This is a genomic window from Stutzerimonas stutzeri, from assembly GCF_024448955.1.
Lineage (GTDB): Bacteria > Pseudomonadota > Gammaproteobacteria > Pseudomonadales > Pseudomonadaceae > Stutzerimonas > Stutzerimonas stutzeri_AQ.
Map to the genome: position 1 here is coordinate 248,522 of NZ_JAMOIH010000004.1, position 17,324 is coordinate 265,845.

The window sequence follows — 17,324 nt, forward strand, 5'->3', positions numbered from 1 at the left end:
GGGCACCTCGGCTAGTCACGGTTGGCGCGCATTGTACAGAACAGCGCCATAAAAGCCGAGTCGCGGGCTCGGCTTTTATCCCCAATTGCTTGCGAACGTTCGCTTGTAGCCCGTATTTCTGGCGCGCCCAGGCCGATTTGCGCCCGCGAAGGCTTTCTGGATAAGATCGCGCCTTTCCCGTTTCGTCGCTTCCCGTGCGACCCCTGTCGTAGGCCTTCTCTTTTCTGTAGAAAACTCTCCGGCCTCGACTGCGGCAATAAAGGTAGTTGATATGAGCGCAAGACACTTTCTCTCACTGATGGATTGCACGTCCCAGGAGCTACTCGGCCTGGTCCGTCGCGGCATCGAGCTGAAGGATCTGCGCCAGCGCGGCATTCTGTTCGAGCCGCTGAAAAACCGCGTCTTGGGGATGATCTTCGAGAAGGCCTCGACACGGACCCGTTTGTCCTTCGAGGCCGGCATGATTCAACTCGGCGGCCAGGCGATCTTTCTTTCGCCCCGCGATACCCAACTGGGCCGCGGCGAGCCGGTCAGTGATTCGGCCATCGTCATGTCCAGCATGCTCGATGCGGTCATGATCCGCACCTTTGCCCATGCCACGCTCACTGAGTTCGCCGCTCATTCAACGGTACCAGTCATCAATGGGCTGTCCGACGATTTGCATCCTTGTCAGTTGCTGGCCGACATGCAGACTTTCCACGAACACCGCGGCAGCATCACCGGCAAGACGGTAGCCTGGATCGGCGATGGCAATAATATGTGCAATTCCTATATGGAAGCGGCCATTCAGTTCGACTTTCAGCTGCGTATCGCCTGCCCCGAGGGCTACGAGCCCGAAGCCGAATTGCTGGCACAGGCCGGTGATCGCGTCCAGCTCGTCCGCGATCCGCGCGAAGCCGCCGCCGGCGCTCATCTAATCAGCACCGATGTCTGGGCGTCGATGGGACAGGAGGATGAAGTGGCCGCACGTATCGCCACCTTCCGCCCTTATCAGGTCGACCGTGCCCTACTTGACGTCGCCGCCGAAGACGTACTGTTCATGCACTGCCTGCCCGCCCATCGTGGTGAAGAGATCAGTCACGACCTGCTCGACGATCCTCGTTCGGTAGCCTGGAACCAAGCCGAAAACCGCTTGCACGCTCAGAAGGCATTGCTTGAATTCCTTGTCGAGCCGGCCTATCACCACGCATGAGCTCTCAACCGCTTCTGCACCTTCGCAATCTGGACTGCGGCTATGGCGGCCAGAGCGTCGTGCAGAACCTCAACCTGCACCTCAATCGCGGTGATATCGGCTGCCTGCTAGGACCATCCGGCTGCGGCAAAACCACCACGCTACGAGCTATCGCCGGCTTCGAACATGTCAACGAAGGCGAGATCCAACTGGGCGACGCCGTCATTTCGCGACAAGGCTTCACGCTCGCGCCGGAGAAGCGCCGGATCGGCATGGTTTTCCAGGACTACGCCCTGTTCCCGCACCTGACCGTTGCCGAGAACATCGCGTTCGGCATCCGCAAGCATCCGCACCACGCCCGTATCGTTCGTGAAATGCTCGACCTTGTGCATCTGGCACCGCTCGGCAAGCGCTATCCGCATGAACTGTCCGGTGGCCAGCAGCAGCGTGTCGCCCTCGCCCGCGCACTCGCACCCGAGCCGGAGCTTTTGCTACTCGACGAACCCTTCTCCAACCTCGACGGCGACCTGCGGCGTCGCCTGAGTCATGAGGTGCGAGAGATCCTCAAAGCTCGCGGCACCAGTGCCATCCTCGTCACGCACGACCAGGAAGAAGCCTTCGCGGTCAGCGATCAGGTCGGGGTATTCAAAGATGGTCGCCTGGAACAGTGGGACACGCCGTACAACCTTTATCACGAGCCGCTGACGCCCTTCGTCGCGAGCTTCATTGGTCAGGGTTATTTCATCCGCGGTCAGTTGATCGACCCCGAAACGGTACAGACCGAACTCGGCGTCATTCGCGGCAACCGTGCCTACACCATGCCGGCCGGCAGCTCCGTGGATGTCCTGCTGCGCCCGGATGACATCGTTTACTCGCCGCAAAGTGCGCTCAAGGGACTCATCGTCGGTAAGACCTTCCTCGGCGCCTCGACCCTGTATCGCCTGCAATTGCCGACCGGCAATCAACTCGAAGGCATTTTTCCCAGCCATGCCGATTACCCGACCGGGCAGGAAGTCGGTATCGGCATCGCTGCCGATCACTTGGTGGTGTTTCCCGCGCAGGGCAGTATCGCTGCTCATGAAAAGCTGCCGGAAGCAGGCGTGCGCCGTTACAGCAGCGGCATTTGACCTTCAGGCGCGCCGATTAGCCGTCCAGCGACTTCACAGCCTCGCCACCACGCGTCTTGCGGCGCATCCGGAAGAAGTCGCTCAGCGTCTCACTGCACTGCTCCGCCATCACGCCACCTTCGACCAGCACCCGATGGTTGAGAAAATCCTGAGAAAAGAACTGGCCGCGACTGATCGCGACGCCCGCCTTGGGCTCCGTAGCGCCGTACACTACGCGCTGAATGCGCGAGTGCACGATCAGTCCCGCGCACATGCTGCAGGGCTCCAGCGTCACGTATAGCGTACTGCCTGGCAGACGGTAATTCTGCACGCGTGACGCCGCGTCGCGGATCGCCACCATTTCAGCGTGAGCACTAGGGTCGTGCCGGGATATCGGACAGTTGAAGCCCCGCCCAATGATCTGCCCGTCCTGCACCAGCACCGCCCCCACCGGAACCTCGCCCAGAGCAGCACCCTGTGCTGCCAGTGCAAGCGCCTCGCGCATGAAATACTCGTCGCGCGAGCGGTCGATGATTTGTGGTTTTTTCATGATTCGGTTTTAAGAGCTGAGAGCTGGCTAGAGTCTACAGCCTGCTTAGACTTCAAACTGCAAGAACGTCTATACCACCTCGATCGCCGCCATCAGCCCCGTCTCCATGTGGTCGATCACATGGCAGTGAAACATCCAAACGCCCGGGTTATCGGCCACCAATGCGATGCGGGCGGTTTCGTTCTTGCCCAGCAGATAGGTGTCGGTGAACCAGGGTTCGATCTTCTTACGATTGGATGAGATGACCTTGAAAGTCATACCGTGTAGATGAATCGGGTGCTGATACTGGCTGAGATTACGTAATTCGAGGATGTAATGGCCGTTGCGTTTCAAGGTCGCGATGGGCCGATCGGCGCACGTCTTGTCATTGATATCCCAAGCCTGACCGTTGACCTGCCAGAAGGTGAACGAATCGCCCTGTCCTGCATCGCTGGATAGCGTACCGGCCCACTCGAAATTGAAGCGCAGGGTTTCTGCCTGCTGCAGGTCCGGCTCGGCAATCGGGTTGGGCGGAAGCGGAGCGGGCCACTCTCCTTCGGCCTCTCCAGTGCTGACCGAAGCAAGAGTCGCCAGCCGCAGAGGCCCGTTGCGCAGCGACAGCTGCTCCCCTACAGGCGGCACCTTCAACGCCAGGTCCACGCGCATGCCTGGCCCCAGCCAGTAATCCTTACCGAACGGACGCGGCTTGATCGGATTGCCATCGAGCGCATAGATACGTGCTTCGCCAGCGGAGAGATTCAGTCGATAGGTCAGGGTGTTATCGAGGTTGAGAATGCGCAAGCGCACCACCTGACCGGCGGGTAATTCAAGCGTCGGCGCATGCTCGCCATTGACGCTCGAGAGGACGCCCGGTGTGCCGCCGCGGGCGGCCTCGCGCGGTACGCTGAAATCAGTGAAGGCGCCTTGCTTGTCCACATGCCAGCTCTTCAAGCTCAGGGTGCGCTCATGGCGAAAACCACTCGGTTCGCGCTCCTCGACGATCAGCGGCCCAACCAGCCCGCGTCCCAGCTGCTCGGCGCTGGTGGTGTGCGGATGGTACCAAAAGCTGCCTGCATCATGCACCTGAAATAGATAGTCGAACGACTCACCCGGCAGAACGGGCAACTGCGACACATAGGGGACCCCGTCCATATTCAGCGGCAGACGAATGCCATGCCAGTGGATGGTGGTCGGTTCCGGTAGATGATTGGTGAAGCGCACACGCAGCCAATCGCCCTGTCGAGCGCGCAATTCGAAGCCCGGCGTCTGCCCGCCGTAGGCCCAGGCGGGCGTCGTATGGCCGGGTACCAGTTCGATATCCAGCGGCGCTGCGATCAGCTCGTAATCGTGGGTCGTGACCTCGGCGGGCCGCCCCAGCCAATAACGGGCACCGCCGGCACCGAGGCCGACTACACCGAGCCCGGCCAGGCTGGCAAGGATTTGTCTGCGGGTGAAGGTCATGAAATACCGTTCGCCAAAAAAGATGAGAGATTTTCTCACTTGTCGGTCTGCTCCGCGAGCCGACTTTCCACACGGCAATCACTTGCGGCGCGACATGATGTCTCGCCCAGCGTTCCAGATTCGGTTGCCGGGCTTCGCGGCGCTATGCTGTCATCCGATCAACCGCACTTCTCCAGGAGGTTTTTTCATGCGTTACAGATCTATGAGCCGACTGCTGCTTTCTCTACTGCTCGGCAGTCTGCCTGCGTTATCCCTGGCCAACGGCAGCCATGCGCATGTCCATGATCATCAAGCGCCTGAGAGTAATGAACACGCCTCGACCGGGCATGCCGGCGATCCCGCGCGCGTCAGCCGCACGGTGGACGTCAGCATGGATGACCGAATGCGTTTCGAGCCCGCCTATCTCGACGTGAAGGCCGGCGAAACGGTGCATTTTCGCGTGAAGAACAATGGACAGCTGCCGCATGAAATGGTCATCGGCACACTTGACGAACTGCAATCGCATGCCGAGCAGATGCGCAACATGCCGGACATGCCCCACGATGAACCCAATGCCGTCGCACTTGAAGCGGGTCAGCAAGGCGACCTGCTCTGGCATTTCAGTCAGCCCGCCACGCTGGATTTCGCCTGCCTGATTGCCGGCCATCTAGAAGCCGGGATGAAGGGCACCATCAACGTTCACTAACCCCAAACACAAGGGCCGCCAATCGGCAGCCCTTGGTGTTCAGTTCATCACTCCCACTCAATCGTCGCCGGCGGCTTGCTCGACACGTCGTAGGTGACGCGGGAGATGCCTTCGATCTCGTTGATGATGCGGTTGGAGACCTTTTCCAGCAGCTCGTAAGGCAGGTGCGCCCAGCGGGCGGTCATGAAGTCGATGGTTTCCACGGCGCGCAGGGCGACGACCCAGGCGTAGCGGCGGCCATCGCCGACCACGCCGACCGATTTCACCGGCTGGAACACCACGAAGGCCTGGCTGGTCTTGTGGTACCAGTCGAAATTTCGCAGTTCCTCGATGAAGATATGGTCGGCACGGCGCAGCAGGTCGGCGTATTCCTTCTTCACCTCGCCGAGGATGCGTACGCCCAGGCCCGGACCCGGGAACGGGTGGCGATAGACCATGTCGTAGGGCAGGCCAAGTTCGAGGCCGATCTTGCGGACTTCATCCTTGAACAGCTCACGCAACGGCTCGACCAGCTTGAGGTTCATCTCCTCCGGCAGGCCGCCCACGTTGTGGTGCGACTTGATCACGTGGGCCTTGCCGCTCTTGGCGCCGGCCGACTCGATCACGTCCGGGTAGATGGTGCCTTGAGCGAGGAACTGGATGTTGTCCAGCTTGCTGGCCTGAGCATCGAACACGTCAATGAAGGTGCGGCCGATGATCTTGCGCTTCTTCTCCGGGTCGGCTTCGCCGGCAAGATTCTCCAGGAACTGCGCTTCGGCATCGGCGCGGATCACCTTGACGCCCATGTTCTGGGCGAACATGGCCATCACCTGGTCGCCTTCGTGCAGACGCAACAGGCCGTTGTCGACGAAGACGCAGGTCAGCTGCTCGCCGATAGCTTTGTGCAGTAGCGCGGCAACCACCGAGGAATCGACCCCGCCGGACAGGCCCAGCAGTACGTTGGCGCTGCCCACTTGGGCGCGGACCTGCTCGACCAGATCTTCGACGATGTTCGAGGGGGTCCAGAGGGCTTCACAGCCGCAGATTTCCAACAGGAAGCGCGACAGGATGCGGCCGCCCTGCTTGGTATGGGTCACTTCCGGGTGGAACTGCACGCCGTAGTAGCGGCGGGCCTCGTCACCGATCGCGGCGATCGGGCAGCTCGGGGTGCTGGCGATGATGTGGAAGCCGGCCGGGATATCGGTGACCTTGTCACCGTGGCTCATCCAGACGTCGAGGCCGAACACGCCGTCGTCGTCCATGTGGTCCTCGATGCCGTCGAACAGCTTCGATTTGCCGACCAGGTCAACGCGCGCATAGCCGAACTCACGCACATCCGAGCCCTGCACCTTGCCGCCCAGCTGCTCGGACATGGTCTGCATGCCATAGCAGATGCCGAACAGCGGCACGCCCAGATCGAACACCGCCTGCCGCGCACGTGGGCTGCCCTCCTCATGCACCGACTCGGGACCACCGGCAAGGATGATCCCGCGCGGGGCGAAGGCACGGATGTCCTCATCGCTCATGTCCCAAGGGTGCAGTTCGCAATAGACCCCGAGCTCGCGCACGCGGCGGGCGATCAGCTGGGTGTACTGGGAACCGAAGTCGAGGATCAGGATGCGGTGGGCGTGAATGTCGGGATGAGACATGAGGCTTTCCTTCGGAAAAAGCTTGAAGCTGAAAGCCAGAAGCTGGAAGCAGAGGCCCGAAGTCGCGACTTCAAGCTTCCAGCTTCCAGCTTCCAGCGTCTGTTAATCGAGGCTGGATCAACCGACCCGGTAGTTTGGCGCCTCTTTCGTGATCTGCACATCATGCACATGGGACTCGGCCATGCCGGCGCCGGTGATGCGTACGAACTGCGGCTTGCTACGCATCTCGTCGACGGTGGCGCTGCCGGTATAACCCATGGAGGCACGCAGGCCGCCCATTAGCTGGTGGATGATCGCCGACAGCGAGCCTTTGTACGGCACACGCCCTTCGATGCCCTCAGGCACCAGCTTCTCGGCACCAGCGGAGGAATCCTGGAAGTAGCGGTCCGAGGAACCCTGAGCCTGGGACATGGCGCCCAGCGAGCCCATGCCGCGGTAGGCCTTGTAAGAACGGCCCTGGAACAGTTCGATCTCGCCCGGCGCTTCTTCGGTACCTGCGAACATCGAGCCCATCATCACCGCGTTGGCGCCAGCGACGATGGCCTTGGACAGGTCTCCGGAGAAACGGATGCCGCCGTCGGCGATCATCGGTACGCCGGTGCCTTCAAGCGCGGCGGAAACGTTGGCGATGGCGGAAATCTGCGGCACGCCGACGCCGGCGACGATGCGCGTGGTGCAGATCGAACCCGGGCCGATGCCGACCTTGACCGCATCGGCGCCGGCCTTGACCAGATCCAGCGCGGCTTCGGCAGTGGCGATATTGCCGCCGATCACCTGCACCTGTGGGAAATTCTGCTTCACCCAACGCACGCGATCGATCACGCCTTTGGAGTGTCCGTGGGCGGTGTCCACCACCACCACGTCGACACCTGCAGCCGCCAATGCCTCGACACGGTCAGCGGTATCAGCACCGGTACCCACGGCAGCACCGACACGCAGACGGCCCTGCTCATCCTTGGACGCCAGCGGGTAGCTCTTGGCCTTCTCGATATCGCGGAAGGTCACCAGGCCGCGCAAATGGAAGTTGCCATCGACCACCAGCATCTTCTCGATGCGGTGCTCGTAGAGCTTGGCCTTGATCTCTTCCAGCGGTGTGCCTTCTTCGACGGTCACCAGATCCGCCTTGGGCGTCATGATCGCCGCAACGGTATCGCCGGTGTTGGGGGTGAAGCGCAGGTCGCGGCCGGTGACGATGCCGACCAGCTCCTTACCCGAAACTACTGGAAAACCTGAGAAGCCCAACTCGCGCGCCTTGCGCAGCAGTTCGCTGATCTTGGTTTCAGCGGTGACGGTCACCGGATCATGGACGATGGCCGTCTCGTGCCGCTTGACCTTGCGCACCTCGGCAGCCTGCTGCTCGATGCTCATGTTCTTGTGGATGATGCCGATGCCGCCTTCCTGCGCCATGGCGATGGCCAGGCGGGCTTCGGTGACGGTGTCCATGGCTGCGGAAACCAGGGGGATGTTCAGCTCGATTTCGCGAGTCAGGCGAGTCTTGAGACTGACATCCTTGGGCAGAACCTCGGAATATCCCGGGATCAGGAGAACATCATCGAACGTCAGGGCTTCTTGGCTGATACGCAGCATGGCGGGGGCTCCCAGGCGGGAAAAAGGAAGCGCGGCATTATACCCACCAGAGTGCCCGCGCTCAATGAGGGCGCCGCAAGGCTGGAATCAGTCGGCTACCTCCACCAGCGCGCAAGGGAAACCCAGGCGCTCGGCGAACGCATCGATGAAGTCTACGCGCAGACCGGCAGCGCCCCAGCCATTGAAGATGAAGCCCAGGTTGGAAAAAGCGCAGGCCGGGATGAAGAGAAAACCGTTGATATCGTCCTCGAAGCCGCATTGCGGGCAAGTGAAATTGTCGGTATGACCGGGCATCCAGTCTTCCAGGCTCTCGAATAGCGCCTCGCCAATTTCCTGGCGACACTCGGGGCAACCAGCCTCCTCGGCAAAATCACGAGTCGGCGTATAGATGCAGCGCTTGGTCACGATCTCCAGCCCATTGATTGGCTGACCGAACGGCAACCGTTCCGGATGCTGGACCACAGCGCGTGCGCCCGACGCGATCGCATAGGCCATGCCACCAGCACCTCGACCGCAAGTCGTCGGAAGCGCCTCGACGATACGGCGCTCGACGAGCCAGCGAAGGGCCTTTCGCGCCATGGCTTCATGGCCAGGAAAGGTGGAAATGCGTGGCACGACGATCACTTGGCTGTGGTTCATGGCGGATTCGGAACGTCAGACAGGAAAGCCGAGCAGCTTAATGTGCTGTCCGCTCAGGTCAATCGCGCCCGGTCGGAGCGCTCCGACCAGCCTTCAGCGCTCTTTGTAGCCTTTTCCCGTATCATCGCCGCCATGCTCAAAGATCCTTTCCAGCGTCTCAACTTGGACCGCGAGGTCCTCACCGTCAGCCAGCTCAACGGCCGCGCGCGGCTGTTGCTGGAAGATGTATTTGCCCAGGTCTGGGTCGAAGGCGAAATTTCCAATCTTGCCCGCCCTGCATCCGGCCACATCTATTTCACTCTCAAGGACAAGAACGCTCAGGTCCGCTGCGCGCTGTTTCGCCAGAACGCGCTGCGGGTGCGCCAGGCGCTGCGCGACGGCTTGGCGGTCAAAGTACGCGGCAAGGTGTCGCTGTTCGAAGGCCGTGGCGATTATCAGCTGATTCTCGACTCACTGGAGCCGGCCGGCGATGGCGCCCTGCGCCTGGCCTTCGAGGCGCTGAAGGAAAAACTCGCTGCCGAAGGGCTATTCGACGCTGCCAGTAAACGCGCCCTGCCCACCCATCCACAGCGCATCGGCATTGTCAGCTCGCCGACTGGCGCGGTGATTCGCGACATCATTTCGGTGTTTCGCCGCCGCGCACCTCATGTGGCGCTGACGCTGGTGCCGACTGCTGTTCAGGGTCGCGAGGCGACGCCGCAGATCGTGCGCGCCCTGCAGCTGGCGGACCGCGGCGGTTTCGATGCACTGATCCTGGCCCGTGGCGGCGGCTCGCTGGAGGACCTCTGGTGCTTCAACGAAGAGGTTATCGCCCGCGCCGTAGCCGCCTGTCAGACGCCGATCGTCAGCGCTGTCGGCCACGAAACCGACGTATCCATCGCCGACTTCGTCGCCGATGTGCGCGCACCTACGCCTTCCGCTGCGGCCGAATTGCTGGCGCCCAGCAGCACGGATGTATCCCTGCGCCTGGCAAGCCTGCGTCAGCGCCTGTTGCTGCGCATGCAGGACCGGCTTCACCGCGACAGCTCACGGCTCGAGAACCTGACCAAGCGCCTGCGCCATCCCGGCGAACGCCTGCAACAGCAAGCCCAGCGTATCGACGACCTGGAACAGCGGCTGTTGCGCGGCATCGACCGTCGCCTCTGTGCGGGTCAGGAGCGCTTTGCCCGCCTCGATACCCGCCTGGGCGCACAGCATCCGGGGCGCACCTTGAAGCTGCTGCGCCAGCGTCTTGAGCATCTGTCCGAGCGCATGCCGCGTGCCATGCAGGAAAGGTTGAAGACCCGCCGCCAGCAGCTGCAGGGCCTGGCACAGACACTCAATATCGTCAGCCCGCTGGCAACCCTGTCGCGCGGTTACAGCATTCTGCTGGACGAACACGGCCATGCCATCCGCCGCGCCAGCCAGACGCAGCCCGGCCAGCGCCTCAAGGCCCGTCTCGGTCAGGGTGAGCTGGATGTGCGAGTGGAAGACAACCACCTTGAGCCGGTGACACTGCCGCTGCTTTGAACGAGCGAGCCCGGCAGAAAATACCTGCCGGGCCTTAGCCCCTTACCTCGCCGCGTCTTGTTCCTCGACCCGCTTGAGCAATAGCCCCGTGACGCGCCGGTCCTTGACCTCGGTGACGTGCAATCGCCAGTCGGCGTGCTCCACCTGGTCGCCGATCACCGGCAGACGATCGAGCAGACTCATCACCAGCCCGGACAGGGTCTGGTAGTCGTCGGTCGCCACCGCGCGAAAGCCGAGGCGCTCGCGCAGCACGGCGAGATTGACCGCGCCGTTGATGCGATAGCCACCCTCGACCGGCTCGATATCCGGTCCCTCCACCTCGCTGGCATCAGGCAACTCGCCGGCAATCGCCTCGAGAATATCGGTCAGGGTCAGCAGGCCTTCGAAGCCACCGAATTCGTTGACCACGAAAGCGATGTGGGTCGAGGCGTGGCGCATCTGCTCCAGGGCGCTGAGCACCGTACAGCTGTCGGGCAGGTTGATAGGCGCACGCACCAGCGGCTCGATCTCTGGCGCCTCGCCATTGAGCAGCGTCTTGAGCAGCTCCTTCTTGTGCACATAACCCAGCGGCTCGTCCGGCGAATCGCCACGGGCCACCACCAGACGCGAGTGCGGCGAGTTGAGCAGCGCCGCCTGAATGGTCGCGGGCTCGCCGTCGAGGTTGATGCGGTCCACTTCCATGCGATCGGTCATCACCGTGCGGATGGACTGCTCGGCAAGATTGAGCACGCTGCTGATCATCACCCGCTCGCGGCGATTGAACAGCGAACCCGTCTGCGCCTGGCCACTCCGATCCACCATGTCGGCGATCTCGTCATCCACTTCGTCGGCTTCAAGTTTGCCGCCGAGCATACGCAGCACGGCGTGGGCGGTGCGCTCGCGCAGCGGGCGGGCGCCTTGTAGGCTGCGCTTGCGTCGCGAACGGGCCAGCTGGTTGAAGAACTCGATGGCGATGGAGAAGCCGATGGCCGCGTACAGGTAGCCCTTCGGAATGTGATAGCCCAGGCCTTCGGCGGTGAGGCTGAAGCCGATCATCATCAAAAAGCCCAGACAGAGCATGATCACCGTCGGCCGCGCATTGACGAAGGCGGTCAGCGGCTTGCTTGCCAGCAGCATCAGCGCCATGGAAATGACCACGGCGATCATCATCACCTGCAGGTGCTCGACCATGCCCACAGCAGTGATCACCGCATCGAGGGAGAACACCGCGTCGAGCACGATGATCTGCGCCACCACCGGCCAGAAGCGGGCGTAGGCCTTGCTGCCGGTGTGCTGGTGCATACGGCCTTCCAGCCGCTCGTGCAGCTCCATGGTCGCCTTGAACAACAGGAACAGGCCCCCGCCGAGCATGATCAGATCGCGCCCGGAGAAACTTTTGCCGAAGAGTTCGACCAACGGCTCGGTGAGCGTCACCAGCCAGGCGATGCTCGCCAACAGGCCCAGGCGCATCACCAGCGCCAGGCTCAAGCCGATGACTCGCGCACGGTCGCGCTGCTCGGGCGGCAACTTGTCCGCGAGGATGGCGATGAATACTAGGTTGTCGATGCCCAGGACGATTTCCAGGACGATAAGCGTGAGAAGGCCCAGCCAGGCCGTAGGATCAGCGATCCATTCCATGTTTGCGGTCTCGTGTGGTGGACAGGTGGCGCAGTACGGCGCAAGCGGTGCACGCGTGGGATAACGCGACATCGGAGGTTGGAATGATCGAAAAATAGCAGCTGGAGAGCGCCGCGATCGTCATGGCCGACGATCGCGGCTGGGTACAGGGAATGTTCATGGAACCCTTGGTGTAGATACGGGACCGAGAGAATAGTCAGCAGCGAGGAGCGCGTCACGGCCGATTGGTTACGAGTGTTTTCAGCCAGCCGCGCCGTAGGCCGCTACGCCGCGCCCTTCCCCCCGCCAGGCGTTTACGCGAGGATGGCCATTTCTCCAAGCGGATCCGCCCATGCCACGCGTCATCGTTTTCCTGCTTACGCTCGTGCTCACTCTTCCCGCCCTCGCCGAGGGCTTCATCACCCGTCTGTTGAACAAGCCGGTGCCAGGCGGTGTGGCAGTGGTCGAACTGGGCGACGGCGTCGCCGCGCCGCAGGTGCGCTACCAGGGCAAACCGGCATTGGTGATCAGGGAGGACGGCCAGCGCTGGATTGCCATTCTCGGCATCCCGCTCACGATCAAACCCGGAACGCAGCAAGTGGAAGTCAATGGCAGCCCGAGCAGCTTTAAGGTCGGGCACCGCGAATACCGCGCCCAGCACATCACTCTAAAGAACCAGCGCCAGGTCAATCCGAACCCCGAGGACCTCAAGCGCATCGAGCGGGAACTGGCCGAGCAGACCGAGGCTTACCGCCAGTTCAGCCCCAACCAGCCCAGCAACCTATTGTTCGACAAGCCCGTCGATGGCCCGTTGTCGTCGCCGTTCGGCCTGCGCCGCTTCTTCAATGGCGAGGAGCGCAACCCGCATTCCGGGCTGGATTTCGCAGCCAGAACCGGTACGCCGATCAAGGCACCGGCGGCCGGCAAAGTGATCCTCACTGGTGACTATTTTTTCAATGGCAAGACGGTCTTCGTCGATCATGGCCAGGGGCTGATCAGCATGTTCTGCCACCTGTCCGAGATCGGGGTGAAGGTCGGCGACCCGCTCGGTCGCGGCGAAATACTGGGCAAGGTCGGCGCCACCGGCCGCGCCACCGGGCCGCATTTGCACTGGAACGTCAGCCTAAACGACACACGTGTCGATCCGTCGATTTTCATCGGCGCATTCAAACCCTGAACCACAATAAAAGGATCTACCGACATGCGTATCAAAGCCACGGAATCCACCCTGCTGATCATCGACATCCAGGAGCGCCTGCTGCCGGCCATCCTCGACAGCGCCGCAATGATTGAGAACACCGCCTGGCTGCAGCAGATCGCGCGGCGGGTCGGCGTGCCCGCTCTGATCACCGAGCAGTACAGCAAGGGGCTGGGGCCGACCGCAGCCGTACTTCGCGAAGGCGTGGACCCCGCCTCCATTCTGGAAAAGATGGAATTCTCTTCGGCTGCCGACGGCGAACTGTTCAAGCGTCCCGGCGGGGATCGCAAGCAGTTCGTGATCTGCGGCTGCGAAACCCATGTCTGCGTCATGCAGACCGTGCTCGACCTGTTGGAACACGGCTGCCAGGTGTTCGTGGTCGAGGAAGCGGTCAGCTCGCGCCGCGCCTCCGACAAGGAGCTGGCGTTGCAGCGCATGCGCCAGGCCGGTGCGCAGATTGTCTCGCGCGAGATGGTCGCCTTCGAATGGATGGAGCGCGCCGGTACCGAACTGTTCAAGTCCATCAGCCGTGAATTCATTCGCTGAACCGAACGGCAGTTCGTACCCATCCTCTGCCGGGACTGCATTGGCGGATTTTGTTAAGGTCCGCCTCCTTGCAGCACGCCCCCCTGTATCAAGTACCGATGGAGTATTGAATGACTGACGAGTTTGCCGGCTGGCTGGGCTGGCTCAAAGCCCACCCCGAACTGCAAACGCTGGTCGCCTGTGCCGCGCTGATTTTTGCCGCCTGGCTGTCCAACTGGATCGTCAAGCGCATCCTGGTGCGTGGGCTCTATGGTCTGCTGCGCCATGCGCGCGATGCCGAATTGCAGGATTTCGGCATCATCAAACGGCTGTCCAATATCGTCCCAGCACTGGTGCTGTCGGTCGGTATCAATGCCGTGCCGGGGCTTCCGGAAGCCGCAGTGACCGTGGTGCGCAACGTCTGTGGCGGTTTTATCGTGCTGACCATCGCCCTCGCTCTGGGCGCGGTGATGGACATCATCAACCTGCTCTACCAGCGCCGCTCCGACGCCCATCTGCACCCGATCAAGGGCTACTTGCAAGTGGTCAAGATCGTGCTCTACGCCATCGCCACCATCCTGATCATCGCCACCCTGATCGATCGCTCGCCGCTGATCCTGCTGTCCGGTCTCGGCGCCATGGCGGCGGTGCTGATGTTGATCTTCCAGGACACCCTGCTGTCTCTGGTGGCCAGCGTGCAGATCACCTCCAACGACCTGATCCGCGTCGGCGACTGGATCGAAATGCCGCAGCTGAACGCCGATGGCGACGTAATCGACATTGCCCTGCACACGGTCAAGGTGCAGAACTGGGACAAGACCATCACGAGCATCCCGACCAAGCGCTTCATTTCCGATTCATTCAAGAACTGGCGCGGCATGCAGGAAAGTGGCGGCCGCCGGATCAAACGCAGCATCTTCCTCGACCAGCAAAGCGTGCACTTTCTCAGTGAGGAGGAATGCAAACACCTGCATCGTTTCAGCTTGCTGGAAGATTATCTGGCCGAGAAGCAGCGCGATATCGATGCCTGGAATACCAAGCTGGCCGAGCGTGGGCAGGAGCCGGTGAATACCCGGCGCATCACTAACATCGGCACCTTCCGCGCCTACGTCGAACGTTATGTACGCAGCCACCCCGGCATTCATCAGAACATGACATTCATCGTGCGTCAGATGGCACCCACAGCCGATGGGCTACCGCTAGAGATCTACTGTTTCACCAACACCGTGAGCTGGGTGCCTTACGAGGCGATTCAGTCGGATATTTTCGATCACCTGCTATCGATCCTGCCGGAATTCGGCCTGCGGGTGTTCCAGCACCCGAGCGGGGCGGACATGAGGGGTTGGAGTGAATCGCTGACGCAGGGTGGCGCACCGGCGCTGCCCCAGCCAGAAAGGCATCCGGCCGAAGCGGCCGGCTAGCTGTAGAATCACGAAGACGCAGGCGCTGCCCATGCAGGCATCTCTGATACATGGGCAACAATCCGCTTCACAACCTCAACCTACGTCCAAGGCGGAAAATCCCCGCCTTCCTCCAAGCGACCAATCAGAAGCTCATATCGACACGCGCCCACCAGATGCGACCCGGCTCGTTGATGCGCTCATCCGCTGACAGGCCGATACCGGCATTGCCGGCCTGGTTGAGGTGCTCGCTGTAGGCCTTGTCGAACAGGTTGTCGATACCGGTGCTGAGCTTGAAGTTCTGGTTCAGGCGATAGGCGCCGTTGAGCGAGAACACGCCGAAGCCCGAGCTTTCGTGGAAGTCCTTGCTGGTCACGTTACCTTTGTTCTCGGCCACGCGATTCTGCGCCGTCACCACGCGCCACAGACCGGCCGCGCTCCAGTCGCCCTGCTCGTAGGTCAGGCCCAGGCGGCCTTCGAGTGGTGGCATCTGTGGTAACGCTTCGCCATCGGAGCTGTTCTTGCCCCAGGCGTAGGCCAGGCTGGCATCGGTTTTCCAATTGGAATTCAGGCGATAGCTGGCGCCCAGTTCACCGCCCATGATGCGTGCGTCGATATTGTCGGCGCTCGAGGTGGACATGCCCATCATGTTGGTCTGGTAGCTGAACAGGATGTAATCGCGCACCTGCCCGACATAGGCCGACGCCCAAGCCTCGAGCGGGCCCTGGTTGTACTGGAGGCCGAAGTCCAGCTGGGTGGTCTTTTCCGGTTGCACGTTGGCGAAGGCGGCGGCGCCGCCCGAGAACAGCTCCCAGTAATCAGGGAAACGTTGGGTATGGCCGAGGCCCACATAAGCCGTCGCGGGAAGCGATTGCAGATCATGCTCGTAGCGCAAGAAACCGCTCGGCAGGTTGTCACTGCGGCTATCGCCAGCGGATGGGCCACTGCTGCGGTAATCCTTGGCGGCGGCATGATCCAGGCGTGCGCCGCCGATTATGCGGCCGTCGTCATTCAGGTCACGGGTCAGCTCGCCGAACAGGCCGTAGTTATGGAAGTCGGCATCCTTGTCCCAGGCGAAGCGGTCATGCTCGGTGAGCGTGCCGGTCATCATGTCGTAGCTGGAGTTGCGCTTGCGGTGCTCGTTGCGCTGGGCGTCCACACCCGCCACCAGCTCGTAGTCGTTCCACTGCCAGGTCGCGGCGAGCCGTCCGCCCAGGGTACGGCGATCGACGTTGCTGGCCATGGGATTGGCCATCATGCCCATGCCTGAAGGCGTGCGCAGGCTGTAGTTGTCCATCACGTGATCGGCGTAATTGTAGTAGATCCGTGCTTCGATCTTCTGCAGCACCTCGCCGATATTGTCCCGCTCGAAACGCAGGGCCACGCTCTCGCGCTCGAACTGGCTGCCATCCATGCCACGCCCGGCATAGGCCGCCTCACCATCGCCGCGCCCGACCGTCAGTTCCAGTAGCGTGTCTTCGTCCGGCGTCCAACCGAGCACCAGGTCGGTGCTCCACTTGTCCCAGCGCGAATGCACCCGGTCGCCATTACCGTCCTGGTAATCATCCGAATCCGAACGATTGGCCATCAGGCGGATATAGCCCTGCTCGCCGCCCGTGGCGGCATCGATAGTGCGATCGAAACGACCATCGGAGCCGACTAGAAAGCTGGCATCGACGCGCCCACCCAGCTCGTTGAAGTTTTCCGGATCACGCTCGAAAAGAATCGTCGCCGCCGAGTTGCCCGCGCCCCAGAGCACGGTCTGCGGCCCCTTTATGACCGTCAGCGAGTCGTAATTCTCCGGCGTGATGTAGGAGCTGGGCGAGTCCATCCGGCTTGGGCAGGCACCCAGCATCTCGGCGCCGTTGGCCAGCAACTTCAGGCGCGAACCGAACATGCCGCGAAACACCGGATCGCTGTTGGAGCCACCGCCACGCACTGCCGAGAAACCGGGAATGGTCTGCAGGTAATCGCCCGCATCGCTGGCCGGCACCGGCTGGCGCGGTATCTTCGGATCGGTGACCACGGTCAGCGGCGACTGCTGGGCGACGCCAGTGATGACCATCGGCGTGAGTTCGACGGAGCCATGATGATGGGCGTGATCGGCCTGCTCGGCCGCGAGCACTCCGCTGGCGAACATCCCCAGCAGAGCGGCATGGGCAACCTGCCAACGCAGGCGGGACGGTTGGATCGAAAAGTTATCGGACAGGCAGGCACGCGCCTGACGGCCACGGGTATGACGGGTCATGTGAATTTCCACTTCAATGTTTGGGTACAGCCGTGGCGACAC

General features: G+C 62.0%; 14 protein-coding genes. 7 read left to right on the plus strand and 7 right to left on the minus strand.

Translation table 11 applies throughout. From position 1 onward, the window contains the following. The first annotated feature begins 271 nt into the window (after positions 1-271). Both argF and NA645_RS06195 read left to right on the plus strand, forming a co-directional pair. Positions 272-1,192, plus strand: coding sequence for an ornithine carbamoyltransferase (gene argF, locus NA645_RS06190; RefSeq protein WP_256048028.1), 921 nt, complete (start codon positions 272-274; stop codon positions 1,190-1,192). Beyond that, a complete protein-coding gene (locus NA645_RS06195; protein ID WP_256048029.1) occupies positions 1,189-2,298 on the plus strand; it encodes an ABC transporter ATP-binding protein in 1,110 nt (369 codons plus the stop codon). Before argF ends, NA645_RS06195 begins: the two co-directional genes overlap by 4 nt. A 16-nt stretch (positions 2,299-2,314) precedes the next feature. Here NA645_RS06195 and tadA read toward each other — a convergent pair whose 3' ends face one another. Then, positions 2,315-2,827 (minus strand): tRNA adenosine(34) deaminase TadA, encoded by a 513-nt coding sequence (gene tadA / locus NA645_RS06200; protein ID WP_256048030.1) that lies wholly within the window; start codon positions 2,825-2,827, stop codon positions 2,315-2,317. Positions 2,828-2,896: 69 nt separating this feature from the next. Further along, positions 2,897-4,267, minus strand: coding sequence for a multicopper oxidase family protein (locus tag NA645_RS06205; RefSeq protein WP_256048031.1), 1,371 nt, complete (start codon positions 4,265-4,267; stop codon positions 2,897-2,899). Positions 4,268-4,454: 187 nt separating this feature from the next. Here NA645_RS06205 and NA645_RS06210 point away from each other — a divergent pair, with 187 nt between their 5' ends. Continuing rightward, positions 4,455-4,952, plus strand: a complete 498-nt coding sequence (locus NA645_RS06210) for a cupredoxin domain-containing protein (protein WP_256048032.1) — start codon at positions 4,455-4,457, stop codon at positions 4,950-4,952. Between the two features lie 47 nt (positions 4,953-4,999). Here the strand turns inward: NA645_RS06210 and guaA are convergent, their stop codons facing one another. The 3 genes from guaA to NA645_RS06225 all read right to left on the minus strand — a co-directional run bounded on the left by guaA (position 5,000) and on the right by NA645_RS06225 (position 8,806). Then, positions 5,000-6,580 (minus strand): glutamine-hydrolyzing GMP synthase, encoded by a 1,581-nt coding sequence (gene guaA / locus NA645_RS06215; protein WP_256048033.1) that lies wholly within the window; start codon positions 6,578-6,580, stop codon positions 5,000-5,002. Positions 6,581-6,697: 117 nt separating this feature from the next. Then, the gene (guaB, locus tag NA645_RS06220) at positions 6,698-8,167 is read right to left on the minus strand and encodes an IMP dehydrogenase (protein ID WP_256048034.1); all 1,470 of its coding nucleotides are present in this window, start codon (positions 8,165-8,167) and stop codon (positions 6,698-6,700) included. A gap of 87 nt (positions 8,168-8,254) precedes the next feature. Further along, positions 8,255-8,806, minus strand: coding sequence for a sugar ABC transporter ATPase (locus NA645_RS06225; protein ID WP_256048035.1), 552 nt, complete (start codon positions 8,804-8,806; stop codon positions 8,255-8,257). Between the two features lie 132 nt (positions 8,807-8,938). On the opposite strand from NA645_RS06225, the gene xseA reads away from it, so the two are divergent. Next, complete coding sequence (xseA, locus tag NA645_RS06230) at positions 8,939-10,315, plus strand: exodeoxyribonuclease VII large subunit (RefSeq protein WP_256048036.1); 1,377 nt, start codon at positions 8,939-8,941, stop codon at positions 10,313-10,315. Between the two features lie 42 nt (positions 10,316-10,357). On the opposite strand, the gene NA645_RS06235 is transcribed toward xseA, so the two are convergent. Continuing rightward, on the minus strand, positions 10,358-11,932 hold the full coding sequence (locus tag NA645_RS06235) for a TerC family protein (RefSeq protein ID WP_256048037.1): 1,575 nt from the start codon (positions 11,930-11,932) through the stop codon (positions 10,358-10,360). Positions 11,933-12,263: 331 nt separating this feature from the next. Here NA645_RS06235 and NA645_RS06240 point away from each other — a divergent pair, with 331 nt between their 5' ends. The 3 genes from NA645_RS06240 to NA645_RS06250 all read left to right on the plus strand — a co-directional run bounded on the left by NA645_RS06240 (position 12,264) and on the right by NA645_RS06250 (position 15,055). After that, a complete protein-coding gene (locus NA645_RS06240; RefSeq protein WP_256048038.1) occupies positions 12,264-13,088 on the plus strand; it encodes a peptidoglycan DD-metalloendopeptidase family protein in 825 nt (274 codons plus the stop codon). A gap of 24 nt (positions 13,089-13,112) precedes the next feature. Beyond that, positions 13,113-13,655, plus strand: a complete 543-nt coding sequence (locus tag NA645_RS06245) for a hydrolase (protein WP_256048039.1) — start codon at positions 13,113-13,115, stop codon at positions 13,653-13,655. Positions 13,656-13,765: 110 nt separating this feature from the next. Further along, positions 13,766-15,055 (plus strand): mechanosensitive ion channel family protein, encoded by a 1,290-nt coding sequence (locus tag NA645_RS06250; RefSeq protein ID WP_256048040.1) that lies wholly within the window; start codon positions 13,766-13,768, stop codon positions 15,053-15,055. A gap of 124 nt (positions 15,056-15,179) precedes the next feature. Here NA645_RS06250 and NA645_RS06255 read toward each other — a convergent pair whose 3' ends face one another. Continuing rightward, the gene (locus tag NA645_RS06255; RefSeq protein WP_256048041.1) at positions 15,180-17,282 is read right to left on the minus strand and encodes a TonB-dependent copper receptor; all 2,103 of its coding nucleotides are present in this window, start codon (positions 17,280-17,282) and stop codon (positions 15,180-15,182) included. Positions 17,283-17,324: the final 42 nt, after the last annotated feature.

Excerpts from the sequence above, each read along its gene's own strand:
- argF (WP_256048028.1), top strand. The coding sequence starts at position 272 with ATGAGCGCAAGACACTTTCTCTCACTGATGGATTGCACGTCCCAGGAG.
- NA645_RS06195 (WP_256048029.1), top strand. The coding sequence starts at position 1,189 with ATGAGCTCTCAACCGCTTCTGCACCTTCGCAATCTGGACTGCGGCTAT.
- tadA (WP_256048030.1), bottom strand. The coding sequence starts at position 2,827 with ATGAAAAAACCACAAATCATCGACCGCTCGCGCGACGAGTATTTCATG.
- NA645_RS06205 (WP_256048031.1), bottom strand. The coding sequence starts at position 4,267 with ATGACCTTCACCCGCAGACAAATCCTTGCCAGCCTGGCCGGGCTCGGT.
- NA645_RS06210 (WP_256048032.1), top strand. The coding sequence starts at position 4,455 with ATGCGTTACAGATCTATGAGCCGACTGCTGCTTTCTCTACTGCTCGGC.
- guaA (WP_256048033.1), bottom strand. The coding sequence starts at position 6,580 with ATGTCTCATCCCGACATTCACGCCCACCGCATCCTGATCCTCGACTTC.
- guaB (WP_256048034.1), bottom strand. The coding sequence starts at position 8,167 with ATGCTGCGTATCAGCCAAGAAGCCCTGACGTTCGATGATGTTCTCCTG.
- NA645_RS06225 (WP_256048035.1), bottom strand. The coding sequence starts at position 8,806 with ATGAACCACAGCCAAGTGATCGTCGTGCCACGCATTTCCACCTTTCCT.
- xseA (WP_256048036.1), top strand. The coding sequence starts at position 8,939 with ATGCTCAAAGATCCTTTCCAGCGTCTCAACTTGGACCGCGAGGTCCTC.
- NA645_RS06235 (WP_256048037.1), bottom strand. The coding sequence starts at position 11,932 with ATGGAATGGATCGCTGATCCTACGGCCTGGCTGGGCCTTCTCACGCTT.
- NA645_RS06240 (WP_256048038.1), top strand. The coding sequence starts at position 12,264 with ATGCCACGCGTCATCGTTTTCCTGCTTACGCTCGTGCTCACTCTTCCC.
- NA645_RS06245 (WP_256048039.1), top strand. The coding sequence starts at position 13,113 with ATGCGTATCAAAGCCACGGAATCCACCCTGCTGATCATCGACATCCAG.
- NA645_RS06250 (WP_256048040.1), top strand. The coding sequence starts at position 13,766 with ATGACTGACGAGTTTGCCGGCTGGCTGGGCTGGCTCAAAGCCCACCCC.
- NA645_RS06255 (WP_256048041.1), bottom strand. The coding sequence starts at position 17,282 with ATGACCCGTCATACCCGTGGCCGTCAGGCGCGTGCCTGCCTGTCCGAT.